Source organism: Paraburkholderia phenoliruptrix, assembly GCF_902859825.1.
Lineage (GTDB): Bacteria > Pseudomonadota > Gammaproteobacteria > Burkholderiales > Burkholderiaceae > Paraburkholderia > Paraburkholderia phenoliruptrix.
Genome location: NZ_CADIKB010000061.1, coordinates 1 through 22,098 on the forward strand (window position 1 = coordinate 1; position 22,098 = coordinate 22,098).

Sequence of the window (22,098 nt, forward strand, 5' to 3'; positions counted from 1 at the left end):
TCAAACCATCATGCCCGGAACAATAGTCCTTCGTTGCAGACAGCTTTGTCTTCTCGCTGTATTTCACAAAAATTCCCCCAAAAAGCCGTCCAACTTTTGGGGGGCAGTTCAAAATAGGTGGACACCTATGCTCCTCGCTCAGAGCGTCAGTTGGTAGACGTCGATAATGGATCGCTTACTGATATGCCAGGAGATAGCGATGCCAGTCTGGCGAGTCGCATCTGTCAATGATGAACCACAGTTGTCGCTGATTCACTGGAAAGTTCTGGAGACGCAGGTAGGGACCCGCCATTTCGCGGGTCAAGACGAGCGCGACCTCACAGGACGTGTTAGCACGCCCATCTTGGAGTTTGACCCGGCGTTAAAGCGCGGTACGACTCAATCAGGTCGCGTGTATCAACTCGTTGGACCAACTGGCTGGTCGGACAACGCTCAATACCTGTGGAAGCGATTCTGTACGGTCAACAACGTGACTACCTACTGGGACGTCACGAAAGATATGTTCGACGGAGACACAAATGACGACGCCAGCAGAGCGGACTAAAGCCGTTAGAGCGACACGAGAGCTGCTTCAGGTGCTCACCGAGCCCGGCACAGTCGACGTGCCGGGGCTTATTCAAACAGTTGCGAGAAATCTGCTGCGGCACTATCCAGCTGACATCGACCTCGATGCGTCAGCGAGCGCATTTCCGGAAATCTGGGCCAAGCCGACTGTCGTGGGGACTGACGAACTGACGGCGCGCGCTCGCGTGGTTCCGTTGTTCGCGATGCGTGCCGACGAATAGCTTTTCGAGCGAGGATGACCATGCCGCCCCGTCAAAGCGACCCGAAAAGTGACTCGCCGCCCGAGGATACTCACGTATTAGAGCTTCTGCGAAGCGCCGCGGTCGCAGTGACCCTGTTCGACCCAATTGGAGCTCGAGCGCTTCTTCAAATTCCAGACGCCGAACTCGGGAGGCGGTTCAAACGTGCGCTTGTGCGAGTTGCGGGGCTAGCCACAGTGTTGAACATAGAACAACGTTCGATTCGTGAAGAAAGCGCGCAACGGCGGAATGAGCTGGGTGCGAATCGAGGGGAGTCGACGCCGGCGCGCTTGATTGCGAACGCAAAGTTAATACACTTCTCTCATTTCTGTGCCGTCATCGGGTTCACCCCTCAACGGGTCAAAAAAGAGGTCACTGCTCAGCGCATCTTCAACGTTGACATCGACGATGAACCGTATATCCCCGCGTTCTTCTTGGTTGAGCAAATTCGCCGAAAGGACATAGCGAAGGTTGTGCGAACGCTTGGTGATTCGACAGGCTGGGACAAGTGGGGCTTCTTCACAACGCCCAATAGCTCGCTGGATGACCTGACACCGTTGCAAGCCCTCTTCTATGGCGATAGGAAGAAAGTGTTACGCGTCGCTGCGAAATTCGCCAAGCAATGAGGAATTTGTCGTCGGCGATTGGCCGTGACCCCTTTACCCCGGCGGAGGCCATGGAAGGAGTTTCACGAGTTGGGTTTGGAGAACGGGGACTTGGGATATGGCTACCGGTATGAAGTCGGACAGCTACTCAAACGAGCTGCTGACATGCAAGCACAAATCGACGCGCTTAGTGAAGAGTTCGAACAATGTTACTCAAGGCTCAGAAAAGCGGATTGGTACGAAAGCGACGCCAGACGCGAGGAGGCTTCCATGAAGGAAAGAGTCGGTGTGGAGGAGCGATTGCTCACGAAATCCTACAAGCCTTCTGAGGACTTGAGTTGCAACTGGCACTACAAGAAATCCCCGAGCTACAACGACTTTGTCCCAACCGATGCGACAGGCGTGCATCTTTGTTAGCTCCACCGACGTGGACGAGGCGTGGAGCAAAGTCAGCGGCGCTATCGAGAACAACCAGCTGACGTGTGCCAAAGTGTCCACCGCTCTGCGCAGCATGGGTCGCAATGGGCACGTCATCTGTGTCTACACGCGTGACTGGACCGATAGGCAAGACCTCATGCGCACCCGCGAAGTGCTGCAGTCGCTGGGCTTCGCGAAGGAGCTCGGCTACAAGCGCGACATTGATACACGAAACAGGATTTACGGCTTTGGTGAGTGGTACCTGCGTGCGTAGCCAGCCGCCGCAATCTAACCCGAGAGCTACAATGTCGACGAACGCGAAGATTCCACCGCCACCTGACGCCGACGGTTTCATGTCCACCGCTGACGCGGCGAAGCTGCTATTCGTTTCCCGTCCACACGTTATGAAGCTGCTCGAGCAAGGAAAACTCAAGCTTCACCACAAAGCTGGGAACACCCGATTCCTGACGACGACGTCAGTGCTGGCCTATCAGGCGCACCTGCGTGCTGCGGCAAAAGCCTACCAAGCTTCAGCAGGTGATAACGAGTGAGCCGAATGTACTGGAGTCTACCGGTGTCCGACTCATAAGATGAGAAGCTGGAGAAATCGGTCCTTTGGCTCGGAGACGCCGAAGGATTCGGTCACGGTGCGGCCTCGACCCTTAAGCTACTCGACGGCACATTGTGATTGCGTGGTAGAAGTAGTCCACAACAGCCATGGGTGAAGCAATGACGGACCGACGTGTGCCTGATGATTTTCCGAGAGAGCCGGACCCAGGTTCTGTAACCGGGGTTCAACCAAAACTTCTCGTTCGCGAAGTCGACGGGCGCTATCAAAGCGGTGTATCGGAGGAGGAACTCTGGGTACGCTATGATGCGTGCGACGACCTTGCTAGTCAGCTGTCCGCATACGCATCGCGAAAGATTGCTACCTCTGGTCTGTCGCCCGACGTGGCGTTGACCCGCGCCGAGAAAGGCGTGAGGTTGAAGGTCGACGCTGGCGAGTGGGACTTCTCACAACGTGAGGTGGCGTGGGTCATGAAGCGCACGCGGCAATTGCTACTATCTGCGACCGATGACTAGGGAGCAAGCCCGCTGGTATACAGGATTGAGATTCGCGGCGCGTTCGACCTACATACTACAAGTCGTTGTCCCCGAAAACGCACTGAACGCGTAGAGCTGTAAGCGTCGCCTTCGAAGACCTCGGTCTTCGTACAGTTGAGAGAACATTCGCCACAGTTGACCGGCACCGAACATCAAGACAGGCCAACGATGCTTTCGAGGGTGGATGGCAGAGCGTGCTGCCGCGCCGCATCATATCGGCGCCGCTACATGAGGTGGGACCACATGTTCGAGCTCAACAGGGCATACGGGTTTCGGTTTGGCCGACCTTTGGTGGCCCGCTTCTCAACAGACGACCTAAAGGAGCGAACCCCGTGCCGTTACTTTCAGTCCGAGCTCGCTGCAGTTTTAGCGATATTGCCAGCGTGTGCATTGGCAATCAGTTTGCAGATTTGTCGTTCTTGGCCGCACTATTGTCGCGCCCGCGAAGAGCGATTGGCTGAGAGAGGGCGCACACTGCATACAACGGTCATTTACTTGGTCGTCGGAGTCGATGCCAGTACACACGATGAAGCCGTCGATGAACTGACGGCAGTCTCGGCTACAGGTGTATTTTATTTTTTATTTTTGGCAGCTTCTTCTGCCATTTTGGCGGTCTGCTCTGCCATCTTAGGAAGCGCTTCGGTCAATGTAAATTTACCAACATTAAAAATACCTTTTCCCAGAAGCTTCAGGCCCGCTATAGACCGCTCCTTGGCACCGTAACCATCTACAAGCTCTGACCAATCCTCAGACAGGCTTAGATACTTGTCGTCATCACCATTATTTTCCATTTTACCGGAGCTCAATTTTCGTCACAAGAAACTCATAGCTATCACGACCGCTATTCCGTTTTCGAGCTTGCCCTTCGGCAATCTTGGCTGCCATGAAATCTGACTCCGCTTCGACGTCAATGGTACTGCTCGTCGAGCTACTTCCTTTGCGAAAACTGTAAAAGACTCGATATTTGTTCATGAGTATCTCTCCAGAGATTTGACTTGCCGCCTTCAAGTTAACGGCATCTGCTCGTGCTTCTTTAGCATAGAAGACAGGGATGACAGCAAACGGCACTGCTCACATGGGGTCTCCACGCACAGTCGGCGAACCGGAGGATGCATTCGGCATGGAACTGTACGCGATGGTCGCCGATGAAAAGCGCCTGTCGAAAGGATGTAAGCACTTAAGCCCTTAAGAGGCCATCTTAAAGGAATCCCCCTCTAAACATTAACGATACCCGTCATCGGAACAACGTCTTCGCGGGCGTTGATATGCCACGCTGGCATTTTCGCTTGCGCGCGATGAGGGAATAAGCAAGCTATCATTGTGCAATAGGCTTCGGCTCGCTCACGGATTGGGCCGAAAAAGTCATGTCAAATATCGGGGTACCACTGTGGCATTTTCATCGGCCGAACTACAAAAACTGGGCGACCTGCTATCGGGTTATCACTTTCACATCCCCGATTATCAGCGGGGTTACGCTTGGGGCGATGCGCAGCTTGAGGCCTTATGGAACGACCTTCACGTCACCGTGTCCTCCGAGGCGAACGAACATTTCACGGGTGTTGTGCTCCTGCGCCAACTCAATGAAGACTCCACGGTGCTGCCGTCGGTTGAGCTGGTTGACGGCCAGCAACGTGTTATCAGCGCGATGACGCTCGCCAGCGCGCTCGCCCGACGTGTGATGGCGCCAGAGTCCAGCAGAGAGCCCTTTTCAAAACCTGAATTCAAAGTCAGCTTCCTTGACAATGCTGAATTGCAGACCTATTTCAACTTCTGGACATTAGACGACGAAAGCGAGGCCGCTCGTCTCGGCCACGACTGTTCAAGCTACGCCGCTAACCTCAAGAATGCCGCGCAATATTTCCGAAAGCGCGCCGAAGAGTTGCATGATGCGGGTCAAGCACGTCAGTATCTGGACGTCCTACTCGACAGATTTCGGTTGTTTGTGCTTGACGCACATCCCGATTTCGACATCCATGTTGCATTCGAGACGCTGAACAACCGCGGCAAGAAGCTTTCAAAGCTGGAGCTACTGAAAAATCGGCTGATTTACTTGACCAACGTACTGCCCTCCCAGGCGGCAAAAGCCGGCATCGTGACCGACACCCCGCATCTGAGCGGCTGGGCGCTGCGCGAGCAGATTCATCGTGCTTGGAAAGGTATTTATACCTCCTTGGGTCGGAGCCCGACGACGCAGAATCACGACGACGAATTTCTGCGCGCGCACGCGGTCGCCTATTTCGGCGAGGTCAAGGATGCCGATTGGCTCGATAACGTCCTGTTGAATGAGACGTTTACCGCAACGAACCGGTCGCTATCACTGGAGGACGTGTCGGCATATATCCGCAATCTCGAGCAAGCAGCGGTTTGGTGGTCTCACATGCACGAGACCAAGCTGATGCCCAAGGCACATCAACTGCACTTGGAGCGTATTGCACGCATTGGCCACGCCTATTTCAAACCGCTGCTGCTCGCCGCCTACATGCGGGCTACTGCTCTCAACCCCGAGGCGCTTGGAGAGCCGCGTGCACATGATGCGGACATGCTACCCGTCGTAGGCCTTCTTGAGCAGGTTGAACGGTTTATTGTGCTGGTCCTCAATCTGTCGGGGCGAGCGGGGCACCTCGGCCGGTCGCACATGAATAGGATGGCGCATTCGCTCTCGCGACCTGACCCGCTCAACTGCCCTTGGAAGGATAGAGGCTTCCCCGCAATGCCTGCTGCCGAGGCCATTTCGTTCGTGAAGAGCTACGTGAAGGCCTACATCGAAAACGAGGAAGTCGGCGACTCCTGGTCCGACCCGCGTTTTGAATGGATGGGGTCTATTCCTCCGCCGATGTCCAACGTCAGGTGGCGGCCCGGCTTAGGGAAGGGACTGGCTACTACAGGTGGCCATTTGCTCGACTTCTCCTGCTCGAATACGAGGAGGCTCGGCGCCGAGCAGGTAATAAACCCATTGCGTTGTCATGGCCGTGGGACGAGTTCAGCTTTGACAAGACAGTTGAGCACATCTTTCCCCAGACACCTGACGATGAGGGTTACTGGGACTCCGCCGTGCCTATTGACGGACGAGCCAAAGCCCTGCGGAAGGCCGTTGTACATTCGCTCGGCAACTTGATGCTCCTGTCAAATAAAGTAAATTCGAGCGTCTCCAACTTGCCGTTCCGCGCGAAATCCGGCGGTCCCTGCAAATTGACATCGTATGAGGTCGGCAGTCACTCAGAGACCCAGGTTGCGCAAGTCTTTCGCGGCAGGGACTGGAACATCGCAAGCATCGCCGCCCGAGGCATCGCGATGCTCAAATTTGCTGAGCAGCGCTGGTCCTTCAGGCTGACAGAGACGCCGGACAACTACAGTTCTTATCTTCCGTATCTGTTCGGCGACAAGGCAGACGATGTCTATGCCGGCCAGGCAAGCAACGGTAGGAAGGTAGACGGTCGCGCCCTGAACACGCTAGTTGACGCGCTACTTGGTTGAGCAGACTGCGCGAGGCGGACCGACATGATGCCGCGTGCGCCGCGGCTTACCTGAAACATCGACGGTGGTCCGCGCAGTTCATGCAGCCCTAAACTCGGAACCGTATATGTCGTTAGACCGCAGTCAGCCTGTAGAAGGAAGCGAGGTTTTCCGCGAAAGCCGTTCGGCCGGTTACCGTCTCGACAGCCACGAACGGCGAAAGCGGGAAGCAAGAAGAATTTACGCGAGGACCAATGACTACAACGCTTGACGAAGCAATACTCCGGATACTGCCGACAGAGCGCGATGGGACATCCTGGATGGCCACATCTGAAGTCCGCCAGTTGCTTGAAGAACGCGGGCATCGCACGAAATATCCTAAAAAGGTTTTGCGCGAACTGGTGAAGCTGGAGAACAAAAAACTTGCTCTATCGACGTCGAACGGTCGGGAACTACTCTGGCAACGAAAACCTTGGTTGCAAGGCACCCGCGACAGCGCGAGTCTAATGGGTGCTTCTGAAGCTGTCGCGTTTCACATATTGCAGCGCTTCGCGCGCAACAAGTTGCCTGCCGCCGTTACCAAGGACATCGAGCCGCTTTTCACAGCTGCCGATGTTCGTCTTTCGCAGGAGAAGCAAGATAGTCGGATTTATCGGGCTTGGCCCGACAAAGTCGACTCAGTCGATGGCACCTTTGCTCTTTGCCGCCCAAATCTGAATGAGGGCATTTTCCACGTCGTCGCGACAGCAACTTTCTTCGAAAGAGAAGTGTCGGTGAAGTACCGGCCAGCGGGTAAGCCGGAGACTGAGGACTTGAAACCGAAGATACTTTGGCCGCTCGCGCTGGTTGAGTCTGCGGGCGTGATGTACATGGTCGCACAAGACCCGTCGTTTGAGCCACGCAGAGACAAGCCGAAAATTCAGTGGCTGCGGAGCCTCTTCCGTCTCGACCGGATTGTTTCGGCGACTGAGTCGCATAAATCGTTCGCTTACCCCGAAGATTTCAGTCTGCGCGACTATATTGACAGCGAGCAGGCGTTTAACTTTCTGACCCAGCCGGCGGTCCAGCTGAGTATTGCCTTTGATGGCCACGCTGGAAATCATCTCCGCGAAACGCCCATGTCGAAGGACCAGAAAATCGAGACACTTGCTGACGGGCGGATGATGGTGACTGGCACGGTTATCCCGAGTCTGAAGTTGCGCTGGTGGTTACGCTCTTTCGGTGCGAGTGTGGAAATTCTCGCTCCGGCCGCCCTGCGCGCAGAATTTGCTGCCGAATATCACAGACTCGCCACGCGCTACGGTCAGGTAATCCCGCCTACTGTTGCGCTGTAGCGTCTGTTCGACGGACAGCTTTTGTCCCACTGGGCAGGAAGAATGCTCCTGTTGCGACTCAACAGGAGCTAAAAAATTTCAAGCAATCCGGACGTAGTGAAACCTGAGACTGCGGTCAGTCCATATACAGCGAAGAACATTGACCAAGCTCTAACGCATCTGGAGTTCGTGCTGTCCGTCAGCGAGGTGACAGCGGTACTCGGAATGCAGTATTGGCGAGCAAGAGTCGCCCAGATTGGTGCGACCTCTGGGCTGACTCCCGGGCAGCAAGCGCGTATGGCACGTTTGCCCAAGCTGCTAGCACAGGCGCAGAACGCATCCTGCAAACGCTGAATGCAGGTGCGTGCGGCGCCGTATTGCAGTAAGCGCTCGATGGAACCACGTGAATAGTGCTCGTAAGCGACTGCTCTCATAAAAAAGGCACACCCACGACGGTATCGGGGTGTGCCATTCACATTACACGCGAGCGTCTTAATACACCTCAAAAACTGGACGTTGCTAGTGCTGTCGACGGGACGGTCTTCTGAGGCATGGGATTGCCGCACTCAGAGCAGAATTTTGCCTCCAGTGTGTTGATTTTCGTACACTTGCTGCAGCGGCATTCAAGAGCCTTTTGCAGGGCCTTCTGCCGAATGTGCGCAATTTGAACGACGCAGGGAACAGTGACACGATAGGCGGCACTGGCGAGCTCGGCAACCGTCCATATGCCGGAGAGGGCTACGCCGAAAGGGCCAAGAAGCACGCCAGCGCCGCGCGAAGCGATGACGCTCATGGCAAGCGGCAACCCGCGGCCAATTACTGTAGAGGCCATGGCGCTCGCGACGACCATTGACATTGCGTAAACACTCATTCCGGCAGCCATCCCGGTCGCGGCTCTAAATGCGCCCATGTTCGCCATGAACTCTCGCAGTTCGTCGGATGACATTTTTGCGACCGCATCGCTGTACAGCTTTGCGACGATGGCTTCTTCAATCGTTCGCGCGTCGGCGCCCTTGGCGAAAGTCACCTTCAGGTGTACTCCGACGTCGCCTGCAAGTTCGTTGTAGGACACGCCCTTGCCGCCCCGGAACAGGTTGGCAACCGAGTTGCCACCAAAAAGCAGTATTTCACTGGCAATCGCACCGCGGTCAGCCGCCCGATAATTGCGTGTATTCTTGCAGGCGACAAAGCGCTCACGCGCATCCTTGGAGAGTGCTACGCGCCCGTTACCATTGTCAGTGATGTAGTCGACCAGTGCATCGAGGTCGTCAACGTCCGCTACCTGCAACAGTGCTGCGAGGTCCCCTGAATCTTTGAGAAACGCCGTATCCAATTTCAATCCCTATATCTTGAGGCGCAGCGTGTGCGCCGTGAATCGTGGGCCGCCCCGTGCGACCGCCGTTAAAGACAGCGCGTCGTTCAAGCGGTCGCCGTTTGTTGCCTGAATATTTCGACAACGGCAGCGACCAATGCTGCAACGAGAAAGCAGACAAAAGCCGCAGCGAGTGCAGCACCGAGCAAGGTGCCCAGAACCTCGAGGCAACCGTAGAGCGCGGCTGTGAGTGCAGCCCAGAAAATCGTCATCACAGAATCTCCGTTAGGTCCGATAGTCCAATCATGCTTCGTCGGTCTCAGGCGCCCCTCATGAAAGCGTCGAGGTCTGATTCGTTCTTGATTAGAAGCGCTTCATGCACCCCATGCGCACGTGCCAGCGCGAGGCTCGCATCGAGCAGGCGCACATTGGCCGACAGGTCGAACGCCATCGTTGTGAGTTCACCTAGGCGGTCGAATTCCTTCTCCAGAAAGTGGAGGACCTTACGCACTTCAACGTCGAGACCCGCGACGATGCGGCTCATCCGTTCCGCTAGTCGGTCTGTTACTTCCCGAGCCTTCTTGCCGATGAACGACGACAAAAACTTACCAGCGATGGAACCCAGAACCGCGCCAAGGACGGGCACGGGGATAAGCGTCTGACCGGCGGCGGTACAAAGGCCCACAATGGCCGCATCGCTACACACGAACATTCCATTGTCGATAAGCGCATCCAGCGACAGTTTGCCGGCATGGTAGTCAGCGACGAGTGATGCCATACCTTTGGCGGCACTCACGAATGCACCGGCGAACGGAGCAGCCATCTCCGCGCAGTTCGTCAGCGCGTAAATGGCACCACCCGAAATCGCGCCACCGACGGCACCCTTGACAGTGGAAAGACCGACTTCATTCCAGTCCTCCAGAGTAAAGTCACCCGCGAAGACATTTTTCCCATCGCGATACTTCTTCCACACGTTCATTGTCAGGCCCAGCGCGGCACCGACTGCGGCCGCGCCGCCCGCCGCCTTCAACCCTTCGGCGAGCGAGGGTTCGTGCTCGAGAGCAATCTGGTCCTTGAGCGCTTCATTCTGCTGCTTGAGGTCCTGCTCGTGGTGGTCGACCGTTTCACCCACCTTGCCGAGTTGCACTTCTCCGTATGTCGAAACGGAAGGTTGCACGACTTCAGTGAACGGCTTGCCAGTCGCAAGCTCGATTTGGGCAACCTTTTCGTGAATTGCGCGTACAGTCTTTTCGCTAAGTTCGCCCGGATTCCCCTTTAGAACTTCGAGAATCTGGGCGTGCTGGTCCTTGGGGATATGATAAAAGCCGTCCCTCCCGAAGTCCTTATACGTATCCATGTGCTCAAGCACATGCTTGAGGCCATTGTTGGCACCGTTGATGAACTTCGACTGGACGTCGACTCCGTCGATGCGGTAATCCATCGGCGCTGTGCGCCCTACCCCCTCGAACGTCGCGCCGGGCATAACTTGAGCGAGCAGGTCGCGAGCGCGACGCACGGCAACCTCAACATGCTCGGCTACCTCACCGTGTTTGGTGTCCATTCGGCCCAAAATCTTGCCAGGGTCACCGATGAACTTGCGCAGCCCCGCCATTGCATCCATAGCGTTTTCGAACGCCTTGTCCTGGGCAGACTGCAGAACAGCCTCAGCGGCCATACGCGCGTTGTTCACTGCGTCGACCACAATACCCGCCGCCTGGTCGCCAAGCGAAGACGTGGTTACCGCCGGGCCGCCGTGAAACGCAGCAGCTCTTGATACCCCGGAGTCGATAGTCATATCAGGCCTCAGGAAGCTTTCGACATGATGGTCTTATTCAACAGCGCCGACAGCGAGCGCACATGGTTGATGAGCGAACCCAACGCGTCTTTGTCTTCCGCGGAAAACTGACCGTAATCTGTGGGAGCGGTCCGCTTGAGCTTGCCAAGAAGCGATTTCATGCCGATGGTGTGCGTGAGCGTCAGATGCTTGAGGATTTCGATTTCGGAGGCGGCCATCTTGAGCGACGCAATACCTTTCTCGATAGGCACTCGCTTGGCGTGAGCTTCCTCGGCGACCTTCCCATTCGAGTGCCATACGAAGAGTCCGCCCCCGACAACGGCCGCGCCCGCTAGTGTCCAGCCGACCGGGCCTGCTAGCGCAAGCAGTGCGCCGCCAGCGGACATGCCGCCACCGCCCGCAGCCAGCGCCCCGCCGCCAAGCCAAGCCAGCGCCGCGTTCGTCGCGGCTGCACCCGAAAGGGAGGCAATGGCGGTACCCGTCGACGCTGTGCCGAATGTCGTGGCAACTGCCATGGCAGCGGTCGGAGCCAGCAGGGCAGTCGTCGCACCGGCTGCCGCGCCCACACCCGCGGCGGCGCCGCCCGTCACGTTGATGTCATGCAACTGACGGTCGACCTCAGCAACGACGCCTTCGAACGTGTGGTACTGGACCTTGTATTCAGTAAAAGCGCGACTGAATTCTTTGGGCGTCGAAGCAAGACCGTTGACGTACGCCTCGACATCCCCAATCAGCAGCTCACTGCTCTCGCGACGCAGTTTGTAGAGCCCCGTGGCCAGCATTTGGACTTCGTTCTGGCGCTTGTCATAGTCGTTGGCTGCCGCTTCGAGTTGATTACGGGCATTTGATGCAGCCTCTCTGTTCAGCATGTATCTCTCCGTTACTAATCTTGTCTTCCCCAACGCGGCGGCGCCCCCGAGCCGATATATCGCGTTGGGCACGTACTGCGACTGCTTCGCCCACTCTGCGTGCCACTTGCGACGTAAAGGGACCCTATCGGCTAACGGCACAAGGCGCAAAAAACTTTAAGCCGTACCAGATAACCAGCACAGGTAAGTCACATCAAAGATATGTGCTCAAACTGGAAGGCCGATAGTGGAACTCCCTCGGGACAAAAGGTGTCCCGATAATGAATACCCCTTCAAAGAAGTTGTACCTTCAGCTTCGTCGATTCATCCCAACGGATAGTCGTTGGTTGCTGGGACAGGAAATGTCCCGCTGGCCCGCAATCATCCATGCAGGTTGATAAATTCATGGAGATTGGACGAGATGCCACAGACGAACTCAAGCGTTCGCGAACTCGGCGAACTTACGCTCCGAGAACTGGCGGGGCTTCATATTCTGAACGAGGCTTTAAGAGAGGCTGAGCGCTGGATTCGTGAGCACTCGGTGCGCGAGCAGTACAGGGGCGAGTCAGACTCGACCACTGCGAAACCTCCGCACAGCGCGCCAACGTCGGCTTCGCCCGCAGAGTTGACCTCAAGCGCCTCGGTGGTCTGCATGAGCGTAACGGCCGACCCTTGCAATGCAGCGGCCCATAGCGAGGTCGCACGGCTGGAGGCCACTGCAGTAGTAGGCCAGATTAACGCGCGTGTAGACCCGAAGGAGATAGCGGTAGCAGGAGAGAGCTTGTTCGGTCTGCAACCGTGCGCTCTCTTCGGAACACTTCTTGCCGAGTTGCACGGCGATTGGCTGCAGCTGCTCGCGGTGCGCCTCCTGAAAGTAGAGCTAACCGCGTCGGCATCTCGCGAGTTCGAGGTTGCAACAGCATTTCTACAGCGATGACCGTCTGCGCAACATTGCCAGCAAGTGACTGCGCTAACGAGATAGCAACATCTCGCTTTGCAGAAGGCTCTGCCGCGTCTCGAATATCTGTACGTCAAGCCCGTCGATAATCGTCTCGGCCGGCAATCGCTCCATTGCGATGAATATCTGCTCCCTCTCGCCGATATTGTCTGTGACGATATTGAACCTCCGTCGGAGGTTTGGTCCATCCAGGCCGGACTGCTGCAATGTGCAGATGATGACGGGAAGCAGCGGTAGGTCATCCGTGACCGCGTTCGCGAAATTGGTGGTTGGCGAGAAGCCGCAGGTCATATCAGTGACCGCCACGGCAACGCGGTTTAGAATATCCTGAAGAAAAAGCCAGACACCGCTTCATGCGGATGCTGTTCGGGGGCCATATGCAAACCAGACTTCAAGCAATTATCGACGCCGCGCGTCCGCGCCGTGCGTTGTTCACCACTTTCACCCTCAGCGTTAATTGGTTTGAGTCGTTTTGCCTGCCACTTCTTAAAGTGTCAGGCTGCGGGAAGGTTGACCTGTTGGTGGATTCTCGCGAAGCTTGCAAGTCGACCGACGAGACGACCAGCCTGTACGCTGGCAACGCGTATCGCGTTATCCCCGTCCATCAGGAATCCGGGGGATTCTTCCACCCTAAAATTGCTTACCTTGAGCGAGGCTCAGGTGATGACGTATTGGTTGTTGGAAGCGGCAATTTAACGACCAGCGGTCAGAACGCAAATCTCGAAGTTCTCGATTCGGTTAGCGCACGAGAGCATCCCTTGGTTTTTGAAGCCTTCGCGGATTTCGCGAGTCAATTCGCTCAGACGCCAGGTCTCTCACATAAGGCCTTGGCGAATCTCAAGCACTATGCTGAACGGGCGCTGAAAGTAGCTTCCGAGGCGCCAGCATCGGCTCGCGAGAATCCGAAGGTGTGGCTTGTGCATACGTTGGCCGGCAAGGCGGGGGAGCAGTTCGGCGCCCTTGTACGCGAGCATCTGCCCGACGCTGCAAGTTTGACCGTGTTCGGACCGTATTTGGACCCCGCGGCAAACGCGACATGCAAACTCGCACAGGGATGTGAAACAAGCGAATTGTCGCTCGGCGTGCGCCGCGGCAAGTCTGGGTGGGTCGTGCCTCTCGACGAGAAAAACAATCTTCCAGCAAATACGCGCTTCGTCGTAGCGGACGGCATCAGTACCCGTCGGTTTGCCCACGCCAAAGTGTTTGAAGTCACGTCGCCGAGCGGTTGCATGGTAATGGCGGGCTCGGTCAATGCCACGAACCAGAGTCTTTTCGGTCTGGAGAACGTGGAGATGTCCCTCGTTCGTAAGCTGGACATGGCGCCATTCAAATGGAAGACCCTGACCGAAGAGGAGCTGGCGGACGTCCACTACGAACCCTTCAAATTCAAATCTGCTGAAAGTGGTCGCAAGGCCCCGGCGCTTGATGCTCAGTGGCAGCCAGACGGCATTATCACGGGAAAGGTATCTCCTCGGCCCAGCGCAGATGTGGCGGGCCTCGAGGTCTGGTGTGAATCCGAACTTGAAAGCGCTCTGGACGGAGTGGTGCTTGAGGATGACGGTTCGTTTTCGACGTCGCGCGTAAGCCGTGGCAAGGGCGAGGGTGCTCGACGCCTTCGCCTGTTTGCAGATGGCGTTAGCATCACCGGCTGGCTGAATATTGAAAGTGAGCTGGCAGCGATGCCGTGGGAGAAAGAGCTCGCGCGCGCCGCCGCACGGATTCGCAACGGGACGGGTAATGACCGAGACCTTCGCCCCGTGCTCAACTGGATGGCGGGTGTGCTCCATCGCAGGCCGGAGTCGGCGCCGGCCGACATGAACAACACCCGGCGCGAAGGTAAGCCCGACCCGCAGGCTGCGCAAAAACTTGAGGCTCAGCGAAAAGTTGCCGAGCTTCGTGCCTATGACGATTGGCGCAACAGTGACGAGCCGGCCCTGCAGGCGTCGCCACAGCTTGCCGAGCAGGGGATGGCAGCAGCCTTTCGGAGTCTGAATGACAATATCCGTCGAACCCATTTCGGCCGAGGTCGGCGAGCGCTGGGCCAGCTAGACATTCTGACGTCAGAAAAGCAGGAATACGGTGGGGCCAAAGAGCCCATCGAAGACGAGCAGAACGCAGTTGACGCCATGCTTGAAAAGCTTCCGACGGTCCTCAAAAAAGATGCGACTGGTCCGATGGTCTCAGGCGCGGTGGCGATGTCCGCAACCGATGCGCTCGCAGAAGGAATCGTCGTGCTAGAGGCTGGCGGCGCGGCGCCACCAGCGGCGGGAGCGCCATTGCAAGCTTACGCGCCCGCGGACCCTTACGGAATGGGGGCATGGCTTGCCCGATACAGCTCGTACGCCTACGACGTCGACAATCGTGAGCGACTGCTTCCTGTGCTGTGCACGTTTGCTTGTTGCGCATACGATGCCTCGCCAACGCTCGCACTCGGCGCCATCAAGGAGCAGATTGAAGAGTTCGCGCAACGCGATGTTTCGCTCAAGGAGTGGGAGGACGCCGTGATTCTCGGGCTGGCTAGTGACGCATTCGAACTGGTTCGGGAAGCCAATGCTGCCACTCGTGTGTTGACGCATGCCGCGCGTATCGTTGCCAGCTTGACACTTCGGGAAGAGCTCGAGTTGATGCTGGGTTCGTTGTTCGGAAACGCCCCGCCAGGAATCCCCAACCCGCGATACCAGAGAGTGTTTGAGTGCCTGCAAAAACTCAAAGACCGGAAGCTGGGTAAAGGCGAAACTGTGTTCGGACTCATCTCGCAAGATATTCCGCTCACGAATGTGGCGTCGTGCCCCAACTGCCACACGGTTGTTCGGAACAAGGGCGAAGTCACTGCGCTGAAGACACGCCGCGTCACAATCCACGGATACTGCAACAAGCCGGTATTCGCTGGACTGCGCGCTGCCGAGTTGACTCGATATGACGTATTGAAAAGCCTCTACGCCGACTGGAGCCGCTAAATTGCACAAAGCCCCTGTATTTTCGACGCCAGCCAAAAGTGCGTTGAGCATCGACCCTCTTGGTTTGCAGAGTGCAAACATGTCGCTCTATCGAACGCTCCTGCCGGGTATCAACAACGCCGCGAACGCCATTCGCGTGTATTCGGCGCTTTGCTGGGTACTGCGGGAAGCGCGAGTGAAAGCAAAGGCAGATGCGGCCGACCCCGATGGATTTCGGGAACTGTGCGCCGCTGCACTTGAAAAAATGGACCTGCTGCTGGTCTGGTGCAATCGCGAGCATCGGAGCGGACTGCCTGGGACCGACAGGCTTTGGCCAAAAGGTAACCAGATGGCAACGTTGCGATTGAGTGAAATCCTCAGCAGTGAACAGGCCAAGCGCAAGAAGGAAGTTGGCGAAGTCGATACGGCGCGCGGTGCGTACCTGCTGACGGCCCCGCAGTATCGACCAAGTCTTGTGAACGGTCTTCGTTTCATGCAGCCGGACACCGAGGTTCATGGGACCTTTGCCTTGACACCGGCTGGGAAGGAGCTTGCCGATGGTTTCGAACAGCACCTTATCGAGACCGTTGCAGGGAGTGAGGACGTCGACGCAACACAAATCCTAGTCGATTGGCTTGCGAATCCCCACGAGCTCCAGATTCTTCCGGTAAGCGTGCCGACTTTCTACCCGCTGCTCAGGCTGGACCAGGCGAATGCCCGTGAGCAAAAAGCGTTTCTCTCCCAGTACATGCCATCGCCAGGTCATTTCCCGGATTCTGAAGTCTGGGACATGCGCCACAAAGGTCTGACACTGGCGTTGCGCGCGCTCATCGCATCAGAAGGCGCGTACGCCGCAGACGACGGGTTTGTTCCTGCCGATACAGTCAGGCATGCGATGGGCAGCGGCTACGGTCCCGACGGCACGGCGGTCGACCTGACGAACCTGGCCGATGCGCGAGGGCTCTGGGCAAGTCTGCAGGTCCGCCAATACCTGAAACTTGCGCTTGAGACGTTGCTGCGTCTGTCCGAATTCCAGATACAAAGTCTAATGGTCAGTGGCGAAGAGCACCGTATCGGCGACGTCGCGGCTGGCGTCGCGAATCTCGCCCTTGAAGAGCCCGGCATGAAGCTATCGCTCGAGACCTGGATGGACGCCTGGCAGACGGCGCAGGGAGACGACGCCCAAACGCTGTACGAGGCGGGGATGGCAGGCAGCGGGCATGCGTCTCAGGTGGTTCCAATGAAGGACCTCTCTGGCCTGTTCGGTGACCTGCGTGACGCAGCCAAATTCCGCGTGCTCTCGAAAGCGAGAAAGGCATCCCGACTTGTCGCGGTCGCGCTCACCTACTGTGCAGTCGAAGCGAGAAACTGGGCGACGAATGAGAAATACATGCGCGAGCAGACAAGAGACAGGTTGTCCCCGGAGCTTCTTGCGCGCCTTGCTGGTCGGTACGCCCAGAGGCCGGTGACCGAATTTGTCGCCATGGTCGTGCGTGATTTTGTCATCAACCTCCATTTCAGCGTCGTCCGCGAACGAGCGGAGGCGGAGCCCACAAACCCTCGCGACCGCTATCGCATTCTTCCTGGTGACGAAGGCCTTGAGCGAGACCTCGATGCCGAAACGAGGCTGACGGAGCCGCCGGTTCTGACTGACCGGCTCTATTGCGCCATGCAATTACTCACGCAGGCGGGGTTGCTGGAGGAACATCCGGGGACCGGGTCTTTCCGTATCACCGAGGAAGGGCGACGGCGCGCAGCTGAGTCGCTGGCTCTCTGGCCACCGAAACCGGAAGCCCAAAGTACGCGAACGGCCAACGCCGCTTCGCAGCTAGCTCGGGGCGGGCTGGTAGCGTGATTGGTACCTGCGCTTCTTCGTCCTGTTCGAGGATGATGGCGCGCTGGTCAAGAAAATTGCCGGCTACCATCAGTTCGACGCGGTGCGCGCGGCCCTCCAGCAGGTGGTCACGGCATCGCGTCTTGGCGCGAGCCACAAGGGTGGCGTGGTCTGGGACACGCAGGGCAGCGGCAAGAGCATCACCATGACCTGCTTCGCCGCCCGCGTGATGCAGGCTGCGGCGATGGACCTCGCCAGACAGTTGTTTGGTGTCTTCTCGCTCGCGCAGGACCTGTAGCGCGAGCAACAGGTGCAGGCCGGCACTGGCCAGGATTTGCGCGCAAAGGTCGCCAACAGTCCCTCCGGCGGCATTATGCTTGCGACCATCCAGAAGTTCATGCCGGGTGAAGACGAAGATGCGTTTCCGGTGCTTGCCGACCAAAGCAACATTGTGGGGAGAACCCCGCCATTGTTTTCATCACCAATTCCGGGCGGGCAACGCGCAGCACTTGCGTGGTGCACTTCCCAACGCAACCTTCGTGGCGTTCAGTCGAACATATGACTCGGTGAGGGTCTGAGATTAGAGGGGCGGTGTGCGTCAGAACCCCGGAAGGGATTGTTGGCGAGACGTCGGCAACGCAGCGTCATTCCAAAGCTTCGTAGCAAGCGGATGACGGGCAAGATGGATGAGGCGATACAACGGCCCCTTGTTCATGTTGACGAACAGCGGCTTGGATTGTGCGACCTGCATCTTGGTGAGGTCCGTAACGAGCGACTCCCAATACTCCAGGTACGCACCGACCTGCTCGCGCTTGGGGACCTCTTTCAACCGCAGCTTGCTGCGCCAACCCGGCGCGGCTGCATCCAACCTCGAGCTGGCCAGATTGAAGTCGCCGCCGATGTTTCGCTGAACGTCCATCACGCTGAAGTGAATCAGCAGGTCGATGTTCGGCCGCGCGGCAAGCTTGCGAATAATCTCGAAGTCGAGGTGCTCGATGTTGAATGGGTCGAGGAATGCGAAATGCAGTCCCCGCGGAAGCTTTCCGAGCACAAGGTCGACGGTCTTGGACGCGCTACCCACATACGCCTGCACCTTGGCGCCTGCGCCGCGAAGCCGCGCCGAACATGCCTCTACGCTTTCCGCATTGGCGTCAGCGATGAATATTTCGTTGAATGGCGCGCCACCGCGTTCTGACATGCGCCACGCAGACAGCACGCCGCCGTCAGATATAACCCCGGACTCACGGTTCAGAACCCGCCCGGGACCAGCAAAAAGGTCTATAAACGAGGCATAAGGCCACTTCGCACGAGCCTTCCGAGCCGCGTCGACATAACGTGACAGTGCAACATGCTTGTCTTCCGACCAGGGGCCGACCTTCATGACCGGCAAACCGTCAGCCGGGTCGATGACAATCTCGTCGTCGTGTTTCATCGCCGCGCTGTTCTCGTTTTTGAGGGCTTGGTGGAGAGGCCAAATAGTATGCCGTTATTTCGAAATATTTACTAAAACCTGATAATCTTTAGCGAGACCAAAGGGCCCCATAACACCAAGAATGGCGAAGACAGAAGACAAGTATTTCTGGCAGGTTGGGCATCCTCCGCCGATTCTCGACCAGCACAGTGCCGTCAAGCATTCGATTGTCGAACAGTACGTTCAACAGTACATCGAAACCCTGATGAGTATGCCGACCATGCCGAAGCTAACTTTGACGTTAGTGGACGGGTTCGCTGGTGGCGGGGAATACCTTAACGAAAAAGCCGAGTCCGTCGACGGCACGCCATTACTTGTGATGCGCGGCGCATATTTGGCACGTGCCAGCGTGAATGTTGGGCGGCGTACGCCGCGCGAGGTAGACGCCGAGTTTTTCTTCGTGGAGAAGAAGCCGGAATCCGCGGAGTATCTGGTTCAACATCTGGAAAAACGGCGAGCTGAAGGCGCCGTCTCGCAACAGGACTTCGCGCGGTCCAGAGTGCTGAAAGGTGGCTTTCTCGACGAACTGCCGGGAATCGTGAGGCGCATCAAGGAGCGCAAAGGCGGTAACCGGGCGATTTTTCTGCTCGACCAGTACAGCTACAACGCCGTTCCTATGGACAAGCTTCGGTGGCTCATGACGGAGCTGCCGAACGCCGAAGTCATCATGACCTTCAATGTCGACTCGCTTCTTACGTATATCAGTGATAGAGAGGCGAATCGCAAGGCTGTCCGGGGCATCGGCATCGAGCAGTACATCCCTTGGGCCCAGCTAGGCCAAATCAAGGCGGAGCATGGACGGGCGGCGCTGCAGCGCTACGTTGCGCACGGAATCAAAGCGGAAACAGGCGCGCCGTTCATGACGTTGTTCTTTGTCCGTCCAGATTCGGCAAATCCCTGGAGCTACTGGCTCGTGCATCTGTCGCGGCAGTACAAAGCTCACGACGTGATGAAGTCGCTGCATTGGGAGCATTCGAGCGAATTCGGACACGAGCTCGAGCCCGGGCTCTTCATGCTCGGCTATGACCCGAAACGGGATGAGCAATATACCGGTCAGTCCATCCTCTTTGACGCCGGGGGCGCGGAACTCTGCATCGAGACATTGAAGGACGACCTCGGCCGGGTATTGTCGGGCCGACAGGAACCGCTCACCGTTCGGCAATTGTTGACCGAACATATCTCGAACACTATCGCCGACGAAACGCGACTGCAAATGGTTATCCGGGGTTTGCACGCCGAGGGCAATATCGTGGTGTCGAACAAGGAAGACAGAAAGCGGCGGCCGGCAAAGCACTACAACGCATCCGACATCATTGAATACTCGCCCCAGCGGCGCTTCTTCAGGTAAGCAGTACGCGCTCGGGCATGTCGTCCCAAGTCCGACCTTCGAGCAACCGGCCATTCGCGCCCTTCGAGCGGCGCACGCCATCGCGGCCCCACGTGCCCCATTGCTTGAAGAAAAACTTCACACCTTGCTCCTCGCACTGGACCTTGACGTTTCGCACCCATTCTTCGCGCATCGGACGAGCCTTCGACCCGGATTCCCCGCCGACGATGACCCAGTCGATATTCTCAAGATTCAGGGTGCCAATGTCTTCGAGGAGAGGCTCGACTGACAGGAAGCGAACGCCGCCGTCAACCTCGCGCAGCTCATCAATACGAGGCACCCCGTACTTGCGGTCCTCAACAGTCACACCCAGCCAGGCGTTCGCCGGAATGTCTCGTCGGCTGCAGTAGCTTGCCAGGCGCTCAGCACGCTTCGTGAGAATCTGGAAGGTGTGTTGCGGACATGCTCGAATTGAGTCGAACACCTGCGTGATGTAAGCGTCCGGAACTGAGCGATGAAACAGGTCGGACATCGAGTTGACGAAGTACACCGTCGGGCTCTTGCGCTTCAGGGGCTCTTCTAGGCGACCAGGCAGCATGGTTAGCTTGAAGCCGTTCTCATAGCCAGGAGTGCCCATGGCGTGAAGACGCTTCGCCATGCCTTCGGCGTAGCAGTTCTTGCAGCCCTTGGAGACTTTCGTGCAGCCCACCGTAGGGTTCCACGTGCGCTCGGTCCACTCAATCTTACTTTGCCCACCGCTCATTATTCGACCTCTCAATTTGGTTGCGATTTTATCGGGCATCGTGCGGCCACTACGAAATAGCCATGCTTCTGTCATGTGCTCGCGTTCTCTCGATGCTCGAATGCGACGACACACCGGTCAGTATAGAGGCATTACTGTATATTCATACAGCAAGTTGCGAAATATGATTGCAATCGCCGGCGCGCGCTACGCTCCGAACGCATGGGCATCTAGGGGCGCAGGGAAGCGCAGCCGACCGAGTCACGACATGCAACCAACTGCATGGCTACGAAGCAGGACACTCCACATCGGCGATGTACGGCCCACGAAATCCAACACATGCTCATAGGAACACGAAGACGATGCAACAGGTCGCGGTTCCCGCACGCGGCGAACCGGGCAGGCAGCAGAATATCTTCCTGCTGCAAGATGGCGTGGCCCCACAGCGTATATCCCGACAACCTGGCGGAAGTTCAGCGCATCTTGGACGACCGGACTCGCCTTACTATAAGCACCGCCTCGCAGCCTATGAGGCTAGGGAGTGTATGAATCACTGACACTTCGCGGTTCACTCCGGTGTCAATCGCACACCCGAGCAGCCTCATGGTCTGCCCGGGTGCACGGGTGCTAGTCAATAGACGTCCACATTGCAGACGTCGCGCCATCAGCCCGCTCGGCGCAGATAGTCAGGACGTTCATTGGCATAAAGCCCGCGTCGCTTGATGTCCTGTTGCCCCGTCTGAACAAACTCCACTTCTCGACTGAAAATCAGCTTGATACCACAACTGTTTGCGTCCTCCAACAGCTCTTGCGCCATCGTTTCGAAGCGGGGAGCCGGCTCGTCGAATGAGTTAGAGTTGTTCGCATATTCTCCAGTTTCGAACGCCGCGATTTCTGCAATGTCTTTTGCTGTTTCGAGAAGCCTTCGGGCGTCATCGAAATTATCGCTGCGCAGCGAGTTGCCTTCGAGACATCGGTACGCCATGGCTCCAGATACCATTTTCATGAACTGGTCGCCGGTATCGGCAGCGAACCCAAGACCATTTTCGTGTTGCGTGAGCAAATCGCCGAGCTAAAGTCGGAAGTGGTGTACGGGGAGTTGAGGCGGGAAGTTGAAGGCGGTGGAGGTTTCAGCTGAGAATCTGATTGTCGAAGTCGGAAGCCAGCAAACAACAAACCA

General features: G+C 57.2%; 21 protein-coding genes and 1 pseudogene. 13 read left to right on the forward strand and 9 right to left on the reverse strand.

The genetic code is table 11. The annotated features are described in order from the left end of the window. Positions 1 to 518 precede the first annotated feature (518 nt). The 6 genes from HV711_RS31160 to HV711_RS31185 all read left to right on the forward strand — a co-directional run bounded on the left by HV711_RS31160 (position 519) and on the right by HV711_RS31185 (position 2,908). Positions 519 to 785 (forward strand): BPSL0761 family protein, encoded by a 267-nt coding sequence (locus HV711_RS31160; RefSeq protein ID WP_035486284.1) that lies wholly within the window; start codon positions 519 to 521, stop codon positions 783 to 785. Positions 786 to 799: 14 nt separating this feature from the next. Next, positions 800 to 1,429, forward strand: a complete 630-nt coding sequence (locus HV711_RS31165) for a hypothetical protein (protein WP_035486287.1) — start codon at positions 800 to 802, stop codon at positions 1,427 to 1,429. Positions 1,430 to 1,573: 144 nt separating this feature from the next. Then, entirely contained in the window at positions 1,574 to 1,825 is a 252-nt protein-coding gene (locus tag HV711_RS31170) for a hypothetical protein (protein WP_175145551.1), read from the forward strand. Between the two features lie 10 nt (positions 1,826 to 1,835). Next, complete coding sequence (locus HV711_RS31175) at positions 1,836 to 2,099, forward strand: putative phosphothreonine lyase domain-containing protein (protein ID WP_051224865.1); 264 nt, start codon at positions 1,836 to 1,838, stop codon at positions 2,097 to 2,099. 31 nt (positions 2,100 to 2,130) lie between these two features. Then, positions 2,131 to 2,376, forward strand: a complete 246-nt coding sequence (locus HV711_RS31180) for a helix-turn-helix domain-containing protein (RefSeq protein ID WP_035486292.1) — start codon at positions 2,131 to 2,133, stop codon at positions 2,374 to 2,376. Between the two features lie 166 nt (positions 2,377 to 2,542). Next, positions 2,543 to 2,908 carry a hypothetical protein gene (locus HV711_RS31185; protein ID WP_244142783.1) on the forward strand — a complete coding sequence of 122 codons (366 nt, stop codon included), beginning with the start codon at positions 2,543 to 2,545 and terminating at the stop codon, positions 2,906 to 2,908. A gap of 593 nt (positions 2,909 to 3,501) precedes the next feature. Here HV711_RS31185 and HV711_RS31190 read toward each other — a convergent pair. Then, positions 3,502 to 3,720 (reverse strand): hypothetical protein, encoded by a 219-nt coding sequence (locus HV711_RS31190; RefSeq protein ID WP_035486296.1) that lies wholly within the window; start codon positions 3,718 to 3,720, stop codon positions 3,502 to 3,504. Positions 3,721 to 4,316: 596 nt separating this feature from the next. On the opposite strand from HV711_RS31190, the gene HV711_RS34115 reads away from it, so the two are divergent. The 3 genes from HV711_RS34115 to HV711_RS31205 all read left to right on the forward strand — a co-directional run bounded on the left by HV711_RS34115 (position 4,317) and on the right by HV711_RS31205 (position 7,716). After that, complete coding sequence (locus HV711_RS34115) at positions 4,317 to 6,044, forward strand: DUF262 domain-containing protein (RefSeq protein ID WP_035486302.1); 1,728 nt, start codon at positions 4,317 to 4,319, stop codon at positions 6,042 to 6,044. Then, positions 5,936 to 6,403 carry an HNH endonuclease family protein gene (locus tag HV711_RS33695; protein WP_425195038.1) on the forward strand — a complete coding sequence of 156 codons (468 nt, stop codon included), beginning with the start codon at positions 5,936 to 5,938 and terminating at the stop codon, positions 6,401 to 6,403. The genes HV711_RS34115 and HV711_RS33695 overlap by 109 nt, the downstream gene beginning before the upstream one ends. A gap of 299 nt (positions 6,404 to 6,702) precedes the next feature. After that, positions 6,703 to 7,716 carry a helix-turn-helix transcriptional regulator gene (locus HV711_RS31205; RefSeq protein WP_367648589.1) on the forward strand — a complete coding sequence of 338 codons (1,014 nt, stop codon included), beginning with the start codon at positions 6,703 to 6,705 and terminating at the stop codon, positions 7,714 to 7,716. 481 nt (positions 7,717 to 8,197) lie between these two features. On the opposite strand, the gene HV711_RS31210 is transcribed toward HV711_RS31205, so the two are convergent. The 5 genes from HV711_RS31210 to HV711_RS31230 all read right to left on the reverse strand — a co-directional run bounded on the left by HV711_RS31210 (position 8,198) and on the right by HV711_RS31230 (position 12,914). After that, the gene (locus HV711_RS31210; RefSeq protein ID WP_244142782.1) at positions 8,198 to 9,034 is read right to left on the reverse strand and encodes a ubiquinol-cytochrome C chaperone family protein; all 837 of its coding nucleotides are present in this window, start codon (positions 9,032 to 9,034) and stop codon (positions 8,198 to 8,200) included. A gap of 80 nt (positions 9,035 to 9,114) precedes the next feature. Then, positions 9,115 to 9,279, reverse strand: a complete 165-nt coding sequence (locus HV711_RS31215; RefSeq protein ID WP_175145553.1) for a hypothetical protein — start codon at positions 9,277 to 9,279, stop codon at positions 9,115 to 9,117. 47 nt (positions 9,280 to 9,326) lie between these two features. Then, positions 9,327 to 10,802, reverse strand: a complete 1,476-nt coding sequence (locus HV711_RS31220; protein ID WP_051224816.1) for a hypothetical protein — start codon at positions 10,800 to 10,802, stop codon at positions 9,327 to 9,329. Between the two features lie 8 nt (positions 10,803 to 10,810). Continuing rightward, positions 10,811 to 11,671, reverse strand: a complete 861-nt coding sequence (locus tag HV711_RS31225) for a hypothetical protein (RefSeq protein ID WP_035485691.1) — start codon at positions 11,669 to 11,671, stop codon at positions 10,811 to 10,813. A gap of 949 nt (positions 11,672 to 12,620) precedes the next feature. Then, positions 12,621 to 12,914, reverse strand: coding sequence for a hypothetical protein (locus HV711_RS31230; RefSeq protein ID WP_175145555.1), 294 nt, complete (start codon positions 12,912 to 12,914; stop codon positions 12,621 to 12,623). Between the two features lie 47 nt (positions 12,915 to 12,961). Between HV711_RS31230 and HV711_RS31235 the strand changes: the two genes are divergently transcribed. The 3 genes and pseudogenes from HV711_RS31235 to HV711_RS34120 form a co-directional block, all read left to right on the forward strand. Continuing rightward, positions 12,962 to 15,565, forward strand: a complete 2,604-nt coding sequence (locus HV711_RS31235; protein ID WP_035485684.1) for a phospholipase D-like domain-containing protein — start codon at positions 12,962 to 12,964, stop codon at positions 15,563 to 15,565. 79 nt (positions 15,566 to 15,644) lie between these two features. Then, positions 15,645 to 17,399 (forward strand): hypothetical protein, encoded by a 1,755-nt coding sequence (locus tag HV711_RS31240; RefSeq protein WP_175145556.1) that lies wholly within the window; start codon positions 15,645 to 15,647, stop codon positions 17,397 to 17,399. A gap of 4 nt (positions 17,400 to 17,403) precedes the next feature. Continuing rightward, positions 17,404 to 17,832 (forward strand): annotated as a pseudogene (locus tag HV711_RS34120) (type I restriction endonuclease subunit R); the annotation flags it as partial. Positions 17,833 to 17,976: 144 nt separating this feature from the next. On the opposite strand, the gene HV711_RS31250 reads toward HV711_RS34120, so the two are convergent. Then, positions 17,977 to 18,810: a three-Cys-motif partner protein TcmP gene (locus HV711_RS31250; protein WP_227471145.1), complete on the reverse strand. Its 834-nt coding sequence runs from the start codon at positions 18,808 to 18,810 to the stop codon at positions 17,977 to 17,979. Positions 18,811 to 18,931: 121 nt separating this feature from the next. On the opposite strand from HV711_RS31250, the gene HV711_RS31255 reads away from it, so the two are divergent. Then, a complete protein-coding gene (locus tag HV711_RS31255; protein WP_035485676.1) occupies positions 18,932 to 20,197 on the forward strand; it encodes a three-Cys-motif partner protein TcmP in 1,266 nt (421 codons plus the stop codon). On the opposite strand, the gene HV711_RS31260 is transcribed toward HV711_RS31255, so the two are convergent. Continuing rightward, positions 20,190 to 21,014 carry a DUF5131 family protein gene (locus HV711_RS31260; RefSeq protein WP_244142781.1) on the reverse strand — a complete coding sequence of 275 codons (825 nt, stop codon included), beginning with the start codon at positions 21,012 to 21,014 and terminating at the stop codon, positions 20,190 to 20,192. The two genes, HV711_RS31255 and HV711_RS31260, sit on opposite strands and share 8 nt — an antisense overlap. Before the next feature lie 568 nt (positions 21,015 to 21,582). Next, complete coding sequence (locus HV711_RS31265) at positions 21,583 to 21,924, reverse strand: hypothetical protein (RefSeq protein ID WP_175145558.1); 342 nt, start codon at positions 21,922 to 21,924, stop codon at positions 21,583 to 21,585. Positions 21,925 to 22,098 lie beyond the last annotated feature (174 nt).

Coding starts and splice junctions, on each gene's coding strand:
- HV711_RS31265 (WP_175145558.1), bottom strand. CDS start 21,924: ATGAAAATGGTATCTGGAGCCATGGCGTACCGATGTCTCGAAGGCAAC.
- HV711_RS31240 (WP_175145556.1), top strand. CDS start 15,645: ATGTCGCTCTATCGAACGCTCCTGCCGGGTATCAACAACGCCGCGAAC.
- HV711_RS31180 (WP_035486292.1), top strand. CDS start 2,131: ATGTCGACGAACGCGAAGATTCCACCGCCACCTGACGCCGACGGTTTC.
- HV711_RS31250 (WP_227471145.1), bottom strand. CDS start 18,810: ATGAAACACGACGACGAGATTGTCATCGACCCGGCTGACGGTTTGCCG.
- HV711_RS31185 (WP_244142783.1), top strand. CDS start 2,543: ATGGGTGAAGCAATGACGGACCGACGTGTGCCTGATGATTTTCCGAGA.
- HV711_RS31255 (WP_035485676.1), top strand. CDS start 18,932: ATGGCGAAGACAGAAGACAAGTATTTCTGGCAGGTTGGGCATCCTCCG.
- HV711_RS31220 (WP_051224816.1), bottom strand. CDS start 10,802: ATGACTATCGACTCCGGGGTATCAAGAGCTGCTGCGTTTCACGGCGGC.
- HV711_RS31170 (WP_175145551.1), top strand. CDS start 1,574: ATGCAAGCACAAATCGACGCGCTTAGTGAAGAGTTCGAACAATGTTAC.
- HV711_RS31235 (WP_035485684.1), top strand. CDS start 12,962: ATGCGGATGCTGTTCGGGGGCCATATGCAAACCAGACTTCAAGCAATT.
- HV711_RS31165 (WP_035486287.1), top strand. CDS start 800: ATGACCATGCCGCCCCGTCAAAGCGACCCGAAAAGTGACTCGCCGCCC.
- HV711_RS31225 (WP_035485691.1), bottom strand. CDS start 11,671: ATGCTGAACAGAGAGGCTGCATCAAATGCCCGTAATCAACTCGAAGCG.
- HV711_RS31260 (WP_244142781.1), bottom strand. CDS start 21,014: ATGACAGAAGCATGGCTATTTCGTAGTGGCCGCACGATGCCCGATAAA.
- HV711_RS31215 (WP_175145553.1), bottom strand. CDS start 9,279: ATGACGATTTTCTGGGCTGCACTCACAGCCGCGCTCTACGGTTGCCTC.
- HV711_RS31205 (WP_367648589.1), top strand. CDS start 6,703: ATGGCCACATCTGAAGTCCGCCAGTTGCTTGAAGAACGCGGGCATCGC.
- HV711_RS31190 (WP_035486296.1), bottom strand. CDS start 3,720: ATGGAAAATAATGGTGATGACGACAAGTATCTAAGCCTGTCTGAGGAT.
- HV711_RS31160 (WP_035486284.1), top strand. CDS start 519: ATGACGACGCCAGCAGAGCGGACTAAAGCCGTTAGAGCGACACGAGAG.